This is a genomic window from Brevibacillus fulvus (assembly GCF_016908525.1).
Classification (GTDB): Bacteria; Bacillota; Bacilli; order Brevibacillales; family Brevibacillaceae; genus Brevibacillus_G; species Brevibacillus_G fulvus.
Genome location: NZ_JAFBEB010000011.1, coordinates 16628 through 34182, shown reverse-complemented (window position 1 = coordinate 34182; position 17555 = coordinate 16628). Strand labels below are relative to the sequence as shown.

Genomic DNA, 17555 nt, shown 5'->3' with positions numbered 1-17555 from the left:
TTAAAAGATGAGCAGTAATCGTATACGGTAATTCTGCTGACTGTTTCCCGTCAGGTTATTCCGCTGGCTGTATCGGCCCGTTCAAATTGGCTCGTATACAATTGATAATAAAAGCCTTTGGCCTGCAAAAGCTGGCGGTGCGTGCCCTGTTCCACGATTTGCCCGGCGTTCAGCACAAGAATCAGATCAGCATCGCGGATCGTGTTGAGGCGATGGGCGATGACAAAGCTTGTTCGCCCTTTCATTAACGTTTTCATCGCTTCCTGGACATGCATTTCCGTTCGCGTATCGATGCTGCTCGTTGCCTCATCGAGGATAAGGATCGCCGGATCAGCCAAGATGGTGCGGGCAATCGTCAAAAGCTGGCGCTGACCGTGGCTCAAATTGCTGCCTTCCGCGGTTAAAATCGTATCGTAGCCTTGGGGCAGCCTGGTAATAAACCCGTCGGCATTAGCCAGCTTCGCCGCGGCCACGACTTCTTCATCGGTTGCCTCCAAACGGCCGTAGCGGATGTTCTCGCGGATCGTGCCGGAAAACACATAGGCATCCTGCAGGACAATGCCCAGCTTGCTGCGCAAGTTGTTTTTCTCCCAAAGGTTGAGGTTGATGCCGTCGATGGCAATCGTCCCGGAATCGATGTCGTAAAAACGGGTCAACAGATTGACGATCGTTGTCTTGCCGGCACCTGTTGGCCCAACCAAAGCGATTTTGTCGCCAGGCTTTGCTGTAAACGAGACTTGCTGCAAGATCGGTTTTTCCCGCGTATAGCCGAAAGAGACAGCGCGAAACTCCACTTTGCCTGTGACTTCCTTATTCACCCGCGCTTCCTGTTCCTCCGTGAATTCCGTGTCCATATCCAATATTTCAAAGACGCGCTCGGCTCCAGCGATCGCCGATTGCACCATGTTATATTGATTCGCCAATTCGTTAATCGGTCGGTTGAATTGTTTGGAGTAGTTAAGAAAGCTGACAATCACTCCGATCGTCGTCCAATCGTGAAACGCCATCCATCCGCCGATTGCCGCAATCAAGGCAAAACTGACATTATTCACAAAGTTGATCACCGGTCCGACCGTACCCGATACGATCTGGGCTTTGATGCCGACCCGGTTCAGCCTTTTGTTAATGGCTTGAAATTGCTCGATGGCCACCGCTTCCCGGCGAAACGCTTTGACCGTTTTCTGGCCGCTGACCATCTCCTCAATAAATCCGTTTAATGCGCCAAGCTCCTGCTGCTGGCCTTTAAAGTAGCCTCGGCTCAACTGGGCAATCTTTTTGGTCGCCAGCAGCATCAGCGGGATGCAAACCAGGCTGACGCAGGTCAATACCAGGTTCAGCCGCAGCATCATCACCAGCGAACCGGCAAGCGTGATGACGCTGGACAGCAGTTGGATCACGCTTTGATTCAAGGAGTTGGATACGTTCTCCACATCGTTTGTCGCGCGGCTCATCCATTCGCCATGGGGGCGGCTGTCGAAAAATTTCAACGGAAGCAGTTGAAACGCCTTGAAAACATCCTGCCGCAGTTCCCGGACCGTTCGCCCGGAAACGCCGGCCATGACGTACGATTGCCCCCACGAAACAAGGCTGCCGAGCAAATAAAAGCCAAGCATGCCTAAGCATAACCAGCCGAGTCCGGCGTAGTCTTTCGGGATAATGTAGTCATCGACCGCTTTGCCCATCAGATAAGGGCCAATCAGTGCAATGGCGGAACCGAGTAAGGTGAGCAGCGTGGCGATCAGCATTCCGCTGCGCTGTCTGCCTAAATACCCCCACAGCCTTTTGATTGTCGCCAATCCGTTTTGCGGCCGCACTTTCGGTCCGAAAAATCTGCCAGGGCCAGGTCTTCCGAACCCGATCGGCGGATTCGGCGGTTTGGAGGCATCGCGGTGCGTTCGGTTAGCGTGATCTGACATAAGCTTCATCCTCCTCCCTCCATTGCGAGCGATAAATCTCTTGGTAGACCGAACTGCTTTGCAAAAGTTCATGGTGGGTGCCTTCTGCGGTGATTCTTCCCTGGTCCAGCACAATGATTTTATCTGCTTCGACAACCGAAGAGATACGCTGCGCGATGATAAGATTGGTGCTTTGCTTCATCAGATGTTTGAGCGCCTGCTGAATGCGCGATTCCGTGCCAAGATCGAGTGCGCTCATACTGTCGTCGAGGATCAACAGTTTCGGCCGCAGCAGCAATGCTCTGGCAATCGCAATCCGTTGTTTCTGACCGCCGGACAAGTTGACGCCCCGTTGCCCAAGATCGGTGTCATATCCATCCGGCAGCTGCATGATAAACGAATGGGCCTCTGCGGCTATGGCGGCTGCTTCGACTTCTTCCTGGCTGGCATCGGGCTTTCCGAAACAAATGTTGTCACGAACCTTGCCGCTGAACAAAATCGATTGCTGCAGCACGATGCCAATGCGCTTCCGCAAGATATCCAGCGGTATCTCTCTGACGTCCACACCGTCGATCAGCACTCTGCCGCTTGTCGCGTCGTAAAAGCGGGGGATCAGTTGAACCAAAGAAGATTTTCCCGCCCCGGTGGCGCCCAGGATGGCGATCGTCTGCCCGGGTTCGACCCGAAAGGAAATGTTTTGCAGCACTAAATCGGTTTGCTCGCGATCGTAGGCAAACGAAACATTCTCAAAAGTCAACTGTCCCGACTGGAACAAATTACTCTCATCCCGCTTCCCGGTGTTGTCGCTCTCCGTTTCCATGACCAGCACCTCATGAATCCTGCCGGCAGATGCTTGGGCCCGGGAGATAAACGCCAGCATATTGCCCAGCATGAGCATGGAAAACAACAATTGCGTCACATAATTGATAAAAGCGATCAAATCGCCGACAGGAAGACTGCCGTTCCGTGTCTGCACTCCGCCGTACCAGAGCACAGCTACGATGCTGGCATTCATGATCAGCATCATCAGCGGCATATTCAGCGCAATAATTCGGCCCGCTTTGATCGCCATCTCGGTGTAATCTTCGTTGGCGCGAGCAAACCGTTTCCGCTCGTAATCAGCGCGGACAAACGATTTTACAACCCGAATACCGGACAAGTTTTCCTGAAGGACCGTATTGACGCGGTCCAGTCTCGATTGCACCCGGGTAAACAGCGGAAAGGAAAACCGCATGACAAAAAACAAGACGATGAACAGCACAGGTACGGCGACGGCCAAAATCAGCGTAAGCTTCAGACTGATCAATATAGCCAGCACCAGACTGCCAACTACCAACAGTGGTGCGCGAATCGTGCGCAAGCTCATCTGCACCATGGTTTGCACCTGCATCACGTCATTCGTCAAGCGGGTTATCAAGGAACCGGTATTCAGTCGATTCAGCTCGCGAAAGGGCAACCTTTGGACTTTTTGAAACAAAGCGCTTCTCAGGTCGGCTCCAAAGTTTTGCGAGGCAATGGTCGAAAATATCGTACAGCCGGCGCCGCCGATCAATCCGATCAGCGCAACCCCGAGCATCAACAGTCCGGTAGTTTGAATCAGCGTCAGATTCCCTTTGACGATGCCTTCGTTCACAATATGGGCCATCAGCTTTGGTTGCAGCAAATCCATGGCGACCTCAATCAGCATCAAAATCGGCGCCAATAACGCCGGTTTCCAGTATGGTTGCAAATAGGCTCTCAATTTCCACACAGCTTCTCACCTCGATGGACCGCTGTTGTTGGCGGTCCTGGGATTGGATTAGGGCAAATAGGCGATTTTGGAAGTGATCGGCGTTCTCGCTTTGAGAGCAGGCACTTCCGCCGGATAACCAATCCCCAAGACACCAATCACGTCGTAATCAGCGGGCACACCGAGAATTTCCCGATTTTGCGGCGAATGACCCATCGACGACCAAAATACGCCAGCGCCCGCCTCATGCGCAGCCAAGAGCAAATTTTGCACGAAGCAAGCAACCGCCATGACATTCTCATCGCGCTCAAAGGGAGTGGGAGCCGGTTTGGACAAGACGGCCAGCACGACCGGCGCGCCGCCGAAGTCCGTTTTATGTTGCAACTTCGCTCTCGTCTGCGCTCCGACGAAGCGGATTTCCCACGGTTCGTTCATCCGATGATTCGGCGCATAGCTGGCAGCTTCCAGCCAGGTGAGCAAATCTTCCTCACGAATCGGATCCGGTTTGAACATTTTGATCGTTCTCCGGTGTTTGATCCCATCAATGATATTCATCTGATCATTCATCTCCTTTGTTTTCCCGCTCGCTTTGCATTGATATCTCGCGAAGCTCGAATGCATGCATAAACTCTTGTATAATCGCCTCGACCGCTTTTAATTCACCGCTGATCACCTGTTTGATCGATTCATATTCAGGTTGATTCAACTGCTGCTGCAATGTCGCACGCTTTACTTTCAAGATCTCCAAAAAGGCGATCGCCCTGCCGCGGCGAAACGTCTGCGCGCTTTGGTAACGCGGCTCGGAACAAATCTTCGCTCTCCGCTTCTCCGCTTTTTCTTGCCATTGTTCCCAATGGCCGCGATGACCGAAAAGCTCCCTTGACTCATCTTTGCCTTCCCGCACGGATTCTCCCCCTTCTGATCGCATACATATGTATACAAACAATTTTCTGAATCCAAATGTATACAACTTTCCGCCATTATGTCAAGCTGGAGATCGACCAGCCGTCAAATACGAAAAAAGACCCGCTAGCTCACTGAGCGGGCCTCCATGCGATCCTTCGGACTTTTCGACAGGTTTCCGAAAAAACGGTTTCCTTCTGTTGACGCTTTTTTGTAAAGGACAGCATGGATCTCTACTGATGCAATAATTGGCGAACGACCGTTTGCATGATGCCGCCGTTCCGATAGTAATGAAGATCCGCGACACTGTCCAGACGAACAATCACATCAAAACAAAAAGCAGTTCCATCTTCTCGCGCAGCTTTGACCTTGATCGTTTGTCCCGGTTTTAAGTCATCGGCAAGCCCTATCGTCTCAAAGATTTCACGACCGGTAAGCCCAAGTGCCGAAGCGTTCGTCCCCTCGGTGAACTGCAGGGGAAGAACACCCATGCCGACGAGGTTGCTGCGGTGTATTCTTTCGAAACTTTCGGCAATGACCGCTTTTATCCCAAGCAAAAACGTGCCCTTCGCTGCCCAGTCTCGGGAACTGCCTGTTCCATACTCCTTGCCGGCGATCACGACAAGCGGCGTTTGTTCTTTCAGATACCGCATGGCAGCATCATAAATCGACATCACTTCATCTGTCGGCAAGTAGTTGGTCACGCCCCCCTCTGAGCCGGGAACCAAGCGATTGCGTATACGAATATTCGCGAAGGCTCCCCGCATCATGACTTCATGGTTACCACGCCGCGATGGATAGGAATTGAAATCTTTCGGCTTGACTCCCCGCTTTTGCAAATATATTCCCGCCGGACTATCCGCTTTGATCGCCCCCGACGGAGAAAGGTGATCTGTCGTCACCGAATCTCCCAAAACCGCCAGCGCACGGGCCCCTCTGATTTCCTCAATCTTGGCCGGTGTTTCCGGAAGATTTTCCAGGAAAGGCGGCTTTTTTATATAAGTCGAAGCTTCATCCCACTCATACAGCAGACCTTTCGGGATGTCGATGGCATTCCACTGTTCGTTTGCCTCCAAAATATTTTCATACCTTTTCCGGAACAACTCTGGACGAACCGCATGGCCCAACCATGCTTGAATCTCCGCGGAAGATGGCCAAATCTCTTTCAAATAGACAGGCTGATCTGCATCTCCATACCCGATTGGCTCCTTCGCCAGATCGATGTCAACAGTACCCGCCAAAGCATAAGCGATGACGAGCGGCGGCGAAGCGAGATAGTTCGCTTTGACTTGAGGGTGCACACGCCCTTCGAAATTTCGATTGCCGGAAATCACCCCGGCTACGGTCAAGTCATGTTGCGCGATAGCGGCACTCACCTCGTCCGGAAGTGGCCCGGAATTGCCGATACACGTCGCACAGCCATAACCGGCGATATGGAAGCCGAGAGCTTCCAGATAAGGCAACAACCCTGATTCGGCTAAGTAATCCGTGACAACTCGCGAACCGGGGGTTAGAGAACTCTTCACATACGCCGGTTTCCTCAAGCCTTTTTCTACCGCCTTTTTGGCCAAAAGTCCCGCTGCGATCAATACGCTCGGGTTGGAAGTATTCGTACAGCTGGTGATAGCCGCCAGCACAACCGACCCGTTTTTCAACACGGACGTTTCCCCATTGGCATGTTCCACAACGACCGCTTTTTTCAGCTCTTCCTCGGACAAACCGTATCCGCCTTGCTCGATCGGTTTGCGCATAAGTTCGTTGTAGTTATGCTTCATTGCCGTCAAACGTATCTGATCTTGCGGACGTTTCGGGCCGGCAAGACACGGCTCGACCGTCGCTAAATCGAGTTCAATGAGATCACGATAGGCTGGTTCCGGACTATGGCTGCTCATGAACATGCCTTGCGCTTTATAATAGGCTTCTACAAGGGAGACGTGCTCCTCGCTGTGGCCAATCGTTCGCAAGTAACGCAAAGTTTCTTGTCCTACCGGAAAATAGCCCATGGTTGCCCCGTACTCAGGTGCCATATTGGATATCGTCGCCCGATCAGCGGCGCTCAATGTTTCCACACCCGGACCAAAGAATTCCACAAACTTGCCGACCACGCCTTTTTTGCGAAGAAGATGGGTAATGGTCAGAGCAAGATCTGTGGCCGTGGTCCCTTCCGGAAGAGAGCCGGTTAACCGGAACCCGAGCACCTCGGGAATGACAAAATACAACGGTTGCCCCAACATCGCCGCTTCGGCCTCAATGCCGCCGACGCCCCAAGCGGCTACACCCAATCCGTTTATCATCGTCGTATGGGAATCTGTACCGACAAGGGAATCGGGATACAGGATGGCGGCACCAGCCGCATCCTTTTGCACTACAACGGTGGTCAGATACTCCATATTAATTTGGTGCATAATACCGGACGCCGGGGGGACTACGCGCAAGTTATCAAACGAATTTTGCGCCCAACGGAAAAAGCGAAACCGTTCCAAGTTGCGTTGGAAGTTCAATTGTTCATTCCGTTCCATGGCATCCGCGCTTCCGAAATAATCTACCGTAACCGAGTGATCTACCACGAGGTCGACCGGGATGAGCGGATTGACTCTGGATACGTCTCCATCCAAACGCTGCATCGTCTCACGCATTGCTGCCAGATCAACAATCGCTGGCAAGCCGGTCGTGTCATGGAGAAGGATTCGTGCCGGCTTAAAGGGAATCTCCTGATTGGGGTCCCGTTCCGTCGCCCAGTTTGCGATTTTGCTGACATGTTCCGCTGTGATGGCTACACCGTCAAATTCACGGACAGCCGCCTCCAAGAGAACTTTTATGGAAAAAGGCAGCTTGGAGACATTGCCGATCCCGGCTTCCTCCAATGCTTTGATGCGAAAGTAGGTAAACGGTTTTCCGTTTATCGTTAGTGAAGCGCGAGCATGCAAGATGTCTGTCGCCGTTGCTTTCATACCTGTCTGCCCTCCCGTCAAAGGTTATTTGTACAATTGATTTTAGATTAAGGCGAACAGCTGAACGAATACCGATATTTCATGGCTCGCCATGAATCTTTTCTATCGTTCGTCTTCCTGCCCAATAACCTTGATGAAACGATTGCAGCAAATCGAAAAAGAAATGGATGGCATTACCGCAACTGCCGGCCAGTTTGACCAGGTTGCCAATGTAGGCATTTTCCGTCGCAACCAGGTAACTTCCCGGTACGCCCATCAAGATCGGCACAGTAGGAGATTTCTTGCCGGCAACCGTTTTGGCGATTTTCGCCTTTTTCCCGGCAATCGGGGTAACGGGCAATAGCTGAACTGATCGTCAGCGTTTATCGGGTTTGCAACGATGCGCAACAAAAAAAGGAGCCCGCGGGCCCCTTTCAAAATTAATGCATGGAGTGATTGGCTGCATGATTGACCACAACGCGGCGAATAAACACCGCCAAAGCCAAACCGATCAGCGTCACAATCATTGCGAACAAAAACACGTGTTGCGATCCGAGCGCCATCGCGTTGGCTATTTCGTTCGGATTGGTCGGGGCAGCGGAGTCGTGCAAATAGTTCTCCATCCCGCTGGACAAAATGCTGATCGCAACAGCCGTTCCAATCGCACCGGCGACTTGCTGCAACGTATTCATCACCGCTGTGCCATGCGGGTATAGTTCCGGCGGCAACTGGTTTAAACCGTTCGTTTGCGCCGGCATCCACACCATGGAGATACCAACCATCAGCCCGATATGCAACGCGACGATCAAAACAATGGAAGACACTGTCGACATGCTGGCGAAAAACCATAACATGGCCGCTACGATCACGAGACCGGGAATCACCAGCCATTTCGGTCCATACTTGTCGAACAGACGACCCATGCGCGGCGACAGAATGCCGTTCAAGGCGCTGCCCGGCAACAACATCAACCCGGTGTCGAACGCGGACAACTTCATACTGTCCTGCAAGAACATCGGCAAAATAATCATGCTCGACAATATGATCATCGTGCACGACAGCACCAACAGCAAGCCGACAATATACATCGGATACTTGAAGACACGCAGATTCATCATCGGTTCTTTCATCAAAGACTGGCGCAGCGAGAATAGCACAAGCGCGAGCAATCCGACGCCGATCGAAGCAACGACAAGTGAACTGGCCCAGCCTTGCCCGCCTTCCCCCGCCTTGCTAAAGCCGAAAACAACTCCGCCGAAGCCGAGCGTTGACAATACGACGGAAAGCAGATCGATGCGCGGCTTCGTGACTTCGGTGACATTTTCCAAATACTTGAGCCCTACCAGCAGCCCAATGACCAAAAACGGCAGCGACAGCCAGAAGATGTAGTGCCATGTCAAATATTCGATCAACAACCCGGCCACGGTCGGGCCGGTGGCAGGCGCGAACATGATAACCAGTCCGACAAAGCCCATCGCTGCTCCGCGCTTATCTGGCGGATACACGACGAGAATCGTATTGAACATAAGCGGAATCAACAGCCCCATCCCGATGGCCTGCAAGACGCGAGCGACCATCAGCATTTCAAAATTGACCGCCAACGCCGCAATGATGGTGCCGACAATCGAGCTTGCGAGCGAGCTAATAAACAGCTGCCTCGTTGTAAACCGCTGCAACAGCAACCCGGTCATCGGCATCAAAATGCCGAGCGTCAGCAAAAAGCCCGTCGTCAGCCACTGGGCAGTTGCCGCTGAAATTTGAAAAACGTCCATCAAATTGGTCATCGCGATATTGAGAGCCGTCTCGCTGAACATGCCGACGAAACCGCAGATGAGCAATGACGCCATGATGGCTCGTGTATTGAATTGCTTCATTGTTTCCCTCCACTTTCCCTTTGTTGAAAAAACTTCTCTATCTGTTTTTCTTCCTGTCGCTCCTGTCTTCCCACTGTTCGATAAACGCTGGACAGTTGGGAACTCCCGTTTATCCCGATTTATCTGTTGGAATCATCGCATTTGTCCTTGATATAGAAAAAACGGACCCTTTGGCCCTTGGTGTTCTGCATCTCATGTAAATCGATCAATGGACTGCTGGAGCTTCAGAAACAATAAATCTGATTATAACAATCCGGACGGAAAAACCCAACATCCCGATGTGCAATTTCCAAAATATTAGCACCCTCCGCAAAAAAGCCGGGAAAACGGGGGCGGCATTCCCGGTTTCTCCCGACTTTCCGGCAAGCATGTTCCTTTGTCATTTCGCTGGAATTGGCCGTTCAGGCTTTATGTGAAAACTTGCATGAAACAGGGTTTAACGAAATGAAAGCTCGCTTTCTGTAACCCATCTATGGTTTTTTACCGGATTTCCGCCAGTTGTCGGCATATAATCGACCACGTAAACGGTCGTTTTTTCTGCTGAATCAATCGTTGCCTTGGCACCATTCATGCCCTCCATATGATCGGCCATCAGGGTTACTTCTGCCCCTTTGGAAAACGGTTGATCTCCTGCATTCATGATTTCCTCTTGAATGACCCATTTGTGGTTGGTAACCCTTTGCCCACCTGTTGTCGGAACGTAGGAAACGGTATAAACCGTAGTATCATAAGCTCCGACGATCGTTGCACGAGCGCCATTCATCCCGGGCATATGATCAGCATGAATGATCGCTTGACTTCCCACTGTAAACTTCGGATTCTTTGCTTCCTCCAATCCCGCAGGAAGTTTTTCTGATGCGGAATGGTTCATTTCCGAGTGATTCATCTCTTGTCGCTGATTGTCTGCCGCCTGCTCTTGAAACGAATTTTCTTCGTTGCCACAGGCACTTAACACAACCGCCAGCATCACGGCAGCTCCAAATAAAGTGATTGGATGTTGTTTTTTCATGTCACTTTCACCTTCCATGAACTGTTTTCGGATATCATGCCATCGGTTTAACTTTAACCGGCGACTGCCTGGCGCAAATTTTCGATTGAAACCCGTTGAACAAATTTGCCAAATCTCTCCTTATTCTTTCCATTCGCCTGGAAATAAGTGACGAGCTTTCGGACAATCGTAATCATTTGCTCGGCCTCCACATTGGCAACCAATAGAACGGCCAAGGCCGGCTTTAGCGACTTCGGTTCGCCGCCAATGTAAATATCGTACCTGTCTCGCATTTTTACAATGCCAATATCTTTAAGCAGCGGTTCGCTCGTGCCAAGCGCACAGCCTGCGTAGCCGATTTTCATCGGAGCCGGCGTCGGAATCCCGGCGATGATCTCATTGAGTTTCTTCGCAACCTCAAGTCCGGCTTCTTCAGCCCCACGGCAAAAATTGCAGCCGATCACGCTTTTTGTCACATATCCAGCCGGATAAATCTGCAACCCCGTCTCCGACAGCCTCCGCTTGACTTCTTCCGCATTCTCTTCATCCATTTCCACATACAACTGTTGGAAATTGGTCAGTTCAATTTTGGCCTCTTCCCCTATGATCGAGCCAAGAACAGCAAGCTGCTCAGCCTTAAATAGAGTCCCGCCGACCATAAAACCCGGTGTGACGGCAAACTTCATCATCCCCATAGCAACCCTCTCCCATACTGAAAGACTTACAGTTTGACCCTTTGCAGACGCAACGCATTGAGGACAACGGACACCGAACTCAAAGCCATCGCTGCTCCGGCCACCCATGGTGCAAGCAGTCCGATCGCGGCAATGGGAATCCCCAGCGTATTATAGCCAAGCGCCCAGAACAGGTTTTGCTTGATATTCGCCATCGTTTTGCGGCTCATCAAGATGGCATCGGCAATTCCCGTCAACTCGCCTCGCATCAGTGTGAGATCCGCAGCCTCCATGGCGATGTCCGTACCCGTTCCAATCGCGATCCCCACGTCAGCGGTGGCAAGTGCCGGCGCATCATTGATGCCGTCGCCGACCATTGCGACTTTTTTCCCTTGCGCTTGCAGTCGTTTCACCGCCTCGGCTTTGCCCTCCGGCAATACTTCAGCCAGCACATGCTCGATCCCGACTTGTTTGGCAATCGCCTCTGCTGTCCGCTGGTTGTCCCCGGTGATCATTATGACCTCAATGCCCATTTGTTTCAGTTTGGCAATCGCTTCCGTGGACGTTTCTTTGATCGTGTCGGCAACCGCAACCACCCCGACATAAGTTTGATCGATAGCGGCAAGCATGGCTGTTTTGCCTTCAGTTTCATAACGTTCCATCAAAGGGCCCGCTTTGCCGAATTCAATCTTTTCCCGGTTCAGCAGTTTGCGTGTGCCGACCAGTATTTCCCTGCCCTCCACAACAGCGCGAATGCCGAATCCGGGAATCGCTTCAAACTGTTGCACCGGCGAAAGCGAGATGCCCCTTTGCAAAATGCCGGAAACAATCGCCTGGGCCAGCGGATGTTCCGACTGTTTCTCTGCCGAGCCGATCAGGCGAAGCGCTTCCGCCTCATCGATCGTTTCGATCTGCACATCTGTCAGTTCGGGCTGCCCATTCGTTACCGTACCGGTTTTATCCAGTACGACTGTCTGGACCTTCTGCAACGATTCCAGATGTTCCCCGCCTTTAAAGAGAATCCCGAACTCTGCGGCGCGGCCTGATCCAGCCATGATCGATGTCGGCGTCGCCAACCCCAGCGCACAAGGACAGGCGATAACCAAAACGGCAATCGCTTTTTCCAGCGCTGCAGCCAGTTCACCTGGGGAAATGAAGATAAACCACACCAGAAACGTAAGGACAGCGATTCCTACGACAATCGGAACAAAAACGCCCGAGATCGAATCGGCTACGCGTTGAATCGGCGCTTTTGAGCCTTGTGCCTCTTCCACGACCTTAATGATTTGCGCGAGCGCCGTTTCCTTGCCGACACGGGTGGCTTTTATCGTAAGAGCGCCATTTTTGTTCACCGTCGCGCCGATCACAACATCACCCGTTTGTTTCTCAACCGGGATACTCTCACCAGTCAGCATCGATTCATCAACGGCGGATTGCCCTGCCAACACTTGGCCATCAACTGGAATCTTTTCTCCCGGCTTGATCAAAACAGTGTCGCCGACCACGACTTCTTCCACGGAGATGGAGAGTTCTCGGCCGTTCCGAATCACCGTGGCGGTTTTCGCTTGCAAGCCGATCAACTTTTTGATCGCTTCCGAGGTGCGTCCTTTGGCCAGCGCCTCAAACAGCTTGCCGAGAATAATCAGCGTAATCAGAATTGCACTCGTTTCGTAATACATATCCGGTGCGTGGTGAGCATCGGAGGAGGACGCCCATTGCAAGGTTAAGTACAAGCTGTAAAAATATGCCGCCGACGTCCCCAACGCCACAAGCACATCCATATTGGCACTTCGATTTCGCAATGCCTTATAGGCGCCTGCGTAAAATTGACGGCCGATCACAAACTGTACGATCGTGGCAAGAACAAGCTGCACCCATGGATTCATAAACCATGCAGGCACATAGATCCAGGCAGTAAACGAGAAGTGGCCAACCATCGCCCAAAGAAGCGGAGCAGAAAGAACCGCCGATACGAGCAGCTGCAGCTTCTTGTGACGAATTTCTTTTTGCTTGTAATCTCCGTCTGCTCCGGAGGCCTCTCCTTTGCGAATCGCCTGATAGCCAAGCTGCTCGACTTTTTTGATCATGTCCGCCACGGATACCTCGGCAGCGTTGTACTCGACATGCGCCGTCTCCAGGGCGAAATTGACCGTTGCCTTGCTGACACCAGGGATTCGGTTTAAACCTTTTTCAATTCGGTTCGCACATGCTGCGCAAGTCATGCCTATAAGCGTGAAATCGATCTCGTCTTTAACGGTGCTGTATCCGAGATCGGTAATTTTTTGCTCAAGTACGGCCACGTTTACTTTTGCCGGATTATACACAACAGAAGCTTTTTCAAGCGCGAAGTTGACGTTTGCCTCATCAACGCCGTCGACTTTTTTCAAGCCTTTCTCAATCCGATTGGCGCATGCCGCACAAGTCATACCGGCAATTTGCAAAGTAGCATGCTGCTGTTCCCATTTTTCCATTAAAGCGCTCACCTCACCGGGAATATACCCTTATGGGGTATATTTGATTGAAAAAAAATATATGCTGCTGGAGCAGCGGGGATGGAGCCGCTTCAAACGGCCCCCTTCGTTAGCTCACAACGTCATAGCCTTGGTCTTCGATAGCTGCTTTAATCGCATCAACCGTTACTTTGGATTCGTCGTATTCCACGGTCACCAATCCCGCGTTCAAATCAACTTTCCCTGTTGCGCCAAGTTTTTTGACCGCACCTTCTACCGCGTTTACGCAATGATTGCAAGACATGCCTTCAACTTTCAATGTAATAGATTGCATCGCTCATCTCTCCTCCGATTATTTCATTAACTTGTTCATCGTAGTCAACAATTCTTTGATCACTTCACGATCGCCTTCTTGAATGCGTTCGATCACGCAACTGTTCATGTGATGTTCCAGCAAAAGCTTGCCAACGCTGTTTAATGCCGACTGAACCGCAGCAATTTGATTCAGCACGTCATCGCAATACGTGTCTTTTTCTATCATGCCCTTTAATCCGCGCACCTGACCCTCGATCCGGTTTAGCCGCGAAATCAAGTTGCTCTTGACTTTATCCGAATGATGACTCTTGCGTTCGCTGCTATGTGAGTGACAACTCTCAGCTTTTTCCTGTTCAAGTTCCTCCATGCAATCATCCTCCCATAAAAGATAATACCATACCCCTCCAGGGTATGCAAGCGTACGGACACTTCTTTGTTGCCAACATGAATAGGATAGCCTAAATCGCAAGGAAAGTTGTGTTGGAGTGTTGGAGTGTTGGAGTGTTGGAGTGTTGGAGTGTTCGAGTGTTCGAGTGTTCGACGCTGACCGCAGATGATTAAGCATTGAATCGCGAAATTTCATGCTTGGATTGAAAAAATATAGTATGATAACGTACGATTGGTCAGTAAGCATTCGGGCAGGATAATATGTAAAGCAGAAAGCTGGCAGTACGAATGTTTATTGTTTGCACGCACGATCAGTATCAAGACAATGCAAATTTACAGTAATCATGGAGAAATAGGATGAAGACTAAGGAGAAAACAACACGCAGATTTTCGGCGGCGCAAATGATCGTCTTTTATTACATCGTAGCCGTGGCTCTGTCAACGGTTTTACTATTGCTCCCGATCACGCATAAGCCGAATGCGGCGTTGCCGTTTATTGACGCCGTTTTTCTCGCCATCAGCGCGATGACGGTAACAGGGTTATCTACCGTTGACATCAGTCAACTGCTCAGCATTCCGGGAATGTTCATTTTTGCTGCCATCTTGCAGTTCGGTGGAGTGGGCATTATGGCTTTCGGGACCATGCTATGGTTATTGCTCGGCAAGAGAATTGGATTGCGGGAACGACTGCTGATGACCACAGAACAAAACAGAGCGACTGTGTCCGGCATCGTTCGGCTTATTCAAATGATCTTTTTTTTCTTTGTGCTGGTCGAACTCATCGGGGCTGTCGTATTGGGAACGTATTTTTTGCAATATTTCCCCAGTTGGCAAGAGGCTTTTTTACAAGGTTTCTTCGCCTCCGTTGCAGCCACGACAAATGCCGGCTTTGACATTACAGGAAGCTCATTGGTTCCGTTTGAAAATGATTACTTTGTCCTGAGCATAAATATGGTGCTTTTTATGATCGGCTCACTTGGATTTCCGGTCTTGATGGAAATTCGTGAACGGTTTCGCCGTGAAAACAATGTAAAATTCCGATTTAGCTTGTTTACGAAAATCACCACCGCTACTTTTTTGTTACTGATCGTAGCTGGAACGATTTTTATTTACCTCTTTGAATATGCAGACAAGCCTGGACTCCAATCGCTTATGCATTCTTTGTTTTATTCCATATCATCGCGAACGGGCGGCATGGCCATCAATGATATCAACCAGTTTTCCACCGCCACCCACTTGTTTTTAAGTATCCTCATGTTCATTGGAGCGTCCCCAAGCAGCGCCGGCGGGGGAATCAGAACAACCACGTTCGCCGTTATATTGCTGACCATGTATGCTTACGCAAACAGGAACATGACCATAAAAATTTTCAATCGGGAAATTCATGAGGAAGATATTATCAAGTCATTCGTCGTCTTCTCGACAGCCATGCTGCTTTGCAGCGTCGGCGTTATTGCGCTTACATACCTGGAGCCGACCCTTTCGTTGATGCAAATCGTCTTCGAAGTTTCGTCCGCATTCGGTACAGTCGGTCTTTCCCTTGGGATCACGCCGGATTTGTCCACAGCGGGCAAAATTGTGATTATGACGTTAATGTTTATTGGCAAAATTGGCATATTTACGTTCTTATTCTTTATGGGCGGGAAACCAAACCAAACTTCCTATCACTACCCAAAAGAGCGAATCATTATTGGATAAAGAAGGTTTACGGCTGCTTGATTTGCTGAGCAGCATCGGCTATAAAAAACTGCAGCGGCAATCTAAGACCTCACTTCGTGACTTAGACAGCCGCTGTTTCATTCATTGGAGCCAATCGGGAATGCTTGATCCCTGGAGATGTGTATCATCTCTTGCGGAAATGTTTTTTGAAAGTACTTGGCGACTCTGACATGGATATTTCTCTCATACCATTGCGCCAACCCGTGTGTTTCAAACAGTTGTGGCATGCCGAGCCGTGCTGAACGTTTTCCCATGGAGCCGTCCCCGATATTGAGCGTATCAATCCAAATCCGGTCAACTTTCCCTTGCAGCAAATCGGCGAACTCAGGGGTAAAGGGCAATACAGGTGAAACCGAAGCTTGTGTGGCAATCCCGGCATCATGCAGTTCTGCTAACGCTTTTAGCCGCAATTTGATCCCGGGCGCATACGGAGCAAAAATTCGCTTGATGTCCTCACGATCGGTCTCGACCGTCATCGAAACGAGCAGTTGGCAAATTTCCTTTAGTTTGAGCAGCAAATCGAGATCTCTCGTAACCAGCGGACTTCGGGTCTGAATTTGCAGCAGATCCGGGGGCGCTTCGATCATTGCCTGCAAAATCTGCCGCGTAATCGCTGCCTGCCGTTCAATCGGTTGGTACGGATCGGTGGCCGAGGACATAAAAATATTGACCGGTTTGTTTTTTTGACGAAGTTTGCTGACTTCATTCCGGTAGTTTTCCGCCGCGTTTCTCTTGATCTCCACCCATTCGCCCCAGGGAATCTGTTTGAACCTTTGAATCGGCATTTCTCTCACATAACAATAGGTGCAGGAAAATGCACAGCCGCTATAAGGATTCAAGGAATGGGTAAAGCCAACATCCAGGTAGCCTTTCGCCTCGCTCAGAAGCTTACGCGCTAGAATATCTTTGATTTCGATTGGCATTTGAACTAATTTCACCTCGACTCCGTTCTCCCGCTACATATCTTTCCCTCCGTTATCGGAAAGGGAGACCCTTCAATCACAGCGTTCTCTCCAACAATGCCCCGACTTGTTTAGCCATAACCTGGGGAGAATGGGGCATGCCATTCCGTATCCACCATTCAATTACACTTACATAAGCCGCCCCGGCGTATTGCAGCATCACGTCTTCATCTAGATCCGTATTCCTTCCGCTTTCTCTGTCGATCTCACCTTTGAACCCGGCGATAATAAAATCAAACAGCCGCTTTCGAAAAGAGGGAGCCCCTTTGCTTTCCAGCATCGTCGAAAAGAATAAGTAGTTTTCTTGAAAGTAGACAAAGAAAGGGACTAGCGCACCGCTCCAATCCAGCTTGCATGCCCATTCCCCCGTCTTCGCCAACTCATTTATATGTTCCTCGGTGAGTTTATCCAACAAATCAAATTTATCACGATAATGAAGATAGATGGTTCCGCGGTTTATGTTTGCCCGGTCGGCAATATCCTGAATTGTAATGTCATCAAAGCATTTTTCCGCCATCAGCTCAATGACTGCCTTTTTTATCGCTTCTTGTGTTTTCACAATTCTTCGATCGACTTTTGCCATGATCCGTACCCCAGCTTTCTTGAATCAGACACATGTTCGGTTCATATGCTTACATATCCGCTATCAAGGCAGCCGTTCCTCTGTAACTTCCTTAAAAATAATCAACAAACTGCCTTAAACTATTCAATAAACGACAAATGGCTCTC

14 protein-coding genes and 1 pseudogene are annotated in these 17555 nt (G+C 50.4%); 1 reads left to right on the top strand and 14 read right to left on the bottom strand.

Annotated features, from left to right (window positions below; genetic code table 11):
- Window positions 1-50: 50 nt before the first annotated feature.
- The 12 genes and pseudogenes from JOD01_RS14605 to JOD01_RS14550 all read right to left on the bottom strand — a co-directional run bounded on the left by JOD01_RS14605 (window position 51) and on the right by JOD01_RS14550 (window position 14125).
- Window positions 51-1916, bottom strand: coding sequence for an ABC transporter ATP-binding protein (locus JOD01_RS14605; protein WP_204519049.1), 1866 nt, complete (start codon window positions 1914-1916; stop codon window positions 51-53).
- Window positions 1900-3645 (bottom strand): ABC transporter transmembrane domain-containing protein, encoded by a 1746-nt coding sequence (locus JOD01_RS14600; RefSeq protein ID WP_204519048.1) that lies wholly within the window; start codon window positions 3643-3645, stop codon window positions 1900-1902. The genes JOD01_RS14605 and JOD01_RS14600 overlap by 17 nt, the downstream gene beginning before the upstream one ends.
- 48 nt (window positions 3646-3693) lie before the next feature.
- The gene (locus JOD01_RS14595) at window positions 3694-4179 is read right to left on the bottom strand and encodes a nitroreductase family protein (RefSeq protein WP_204519047.1); all 486 of its coding nucleotides are present in this window, start codon (window positions 4177-4179) and stop codon (window positions 3694-3696) included.
- 4 nt (window positions 4180-4183) lie between these two features.
- Window positions 4184-4528, bottom strand: coding sequence for a hypothetical protein (locus JOD01_RS14590; RefSeq protein WP_239565475.1), 345 nt, complete (start codon window positions 4526-4528; stop codon window positions 4184-4186).
- Between the two features lie 232 nt (window positions 4529-4760).
- On the bottom strand, window positions 4761-7478 hold the full coding sequence (acnA, locus tag JOD01_RS14585) for an aconitate hydratase AcnA (protein ID WP_204519046.1): 2718 nt from the start codon (window positions 7476-7478) through the stop codon (window positions 4761-4763).
- A gap of 184 nt (window positions 7479-7662) precedes the next feature.
- Window positions 7663-7812: pseudogene (locus JOD01_RS14580) on the bottom strand (heme ABC transporter substrate-binding protein IsdE); the annotation flags it as partial.
- Between the two features lie 85 nt (window positions 7813-7897).
- Window positions 7898-9331, bottom strand: coding sequence for a DHA2 family efflux MFS transporter permease subunit (locus JOD01_RS14575; protein ID WP_204519045.1), 1434 nt, complete (start codon window positions 9329-9331; stop codon window positions 7898-7900).
- A gap of 436 nt (window positions 9332-9767) precedes the next feature.
- Window positions 9768-10340: a YdhK family protein gene (locus JOD01_RS14570; protein WP_204519044.1), complete on the bottom strand. Its 573-nt coding sequence runs from the start codon at window positions 10338-10340 to the stop codon at window positions 9768-9770.
- Between the two features lie 53 nt (window positions 10341-10393).
- Window positions 10394-11014 (bottom strand): NAD(P)/FAD-dependent oxidoreductase, encoded by a 621-nt coding sequence (locus JOD01_RS14565; RefSeq protein ID WP_204519043.1) that lies wholly within the window; start codon window positions 11012-11014, stop codon window positions 10394-10396.
- A gap of 26 nt (window positions 11015-11040) precedes the next feature.
- Complete coding sequence (locus JOD01_RS14560; RefSeq protein ID WP_204519042.1) at window positions 11041-13464, bottom strand: heavy metal translocating P-type ATPase; 2424 nt, start codon at window positions 13462-13464, stop codon at window positions 11041-11043.
- Window positions 13465-13573: 109 nt separating this feature from the next.
- Window positions 13574-13777 carry a copper chaperone CopZ gene (gene copZ, locus JOD01_RS14555; protein WP_204519041.1) on the bottom strand — a complete coding sequence of 68 codons (204 nt, stop codon included), beginning with the start codon at window positions 13775-13777 and terminating at the stop codon, window positions 13574-13576.
- 18 nt (window positions 13778-13795) lie between these two features.
- Complete coding sequence (locus tag JOD01_RS14550; protein WP_204519040.1) at window positions 13796-14125, bottom strand: metal-sensitive transcriptional regulator; 330 nt, start codon at window positions 14123-14125, stop codon at window positions 13796-13798.
- Window positions 14126-14502: 377 nt separating this feature from the next.
- Here JOD01_RS14550 and JOD01_RS14545 point away from each other — a divergent pair, with 377 nt between their 5' ends.
- Window positions 14503-15843 carry a TrkH family potassium uptake protein gene (locus JOD01_RS14545; protein WP_204519039.1) on the top strand — a complete coding sequence of 447 codons (1341 nt, stop codon included), beginning with the start codon at window positions 14503-14505 and terminating at the stop codon, window positions 15841-15843.
- A gap of 98 nt (window positions 15844-15941) precedes the next feature.
- Here the strand turns inward: JOD01_RS14545 and JOD01_RS14540 are convergent, their stop codons facing one another.
- Both JOD01_RS14540 and JOD01_RS14535 read right to left on the bottom strand, forming a co-directional pair.
- Window positions 15942-16787, bottom strand: a complete 846-nt coding sequence (locus JOD01_RS14540) for an SPL family radical SAM protein (RefSeq protein ID WP_204519134.1) — start codon at window positions 16785-16787, stop codon at window positions 15942-15944.
- Window positions 16788-16863: 76 nt separating this feature from the next.
- On the bottom strand, window positions 16864-17409 hold the full coding sequence (locus JOD01_RS14535; RefSeq protein WP_204519038.1) for a TetR/AcrR family transcriptional regulator: 546 nt from the start codon (window positions 17407-17409) through the stop codon (window positions 16864-16866).
- Between the last annotated feature and the right edge of the window lie 146 nt (window positions 17410-17555).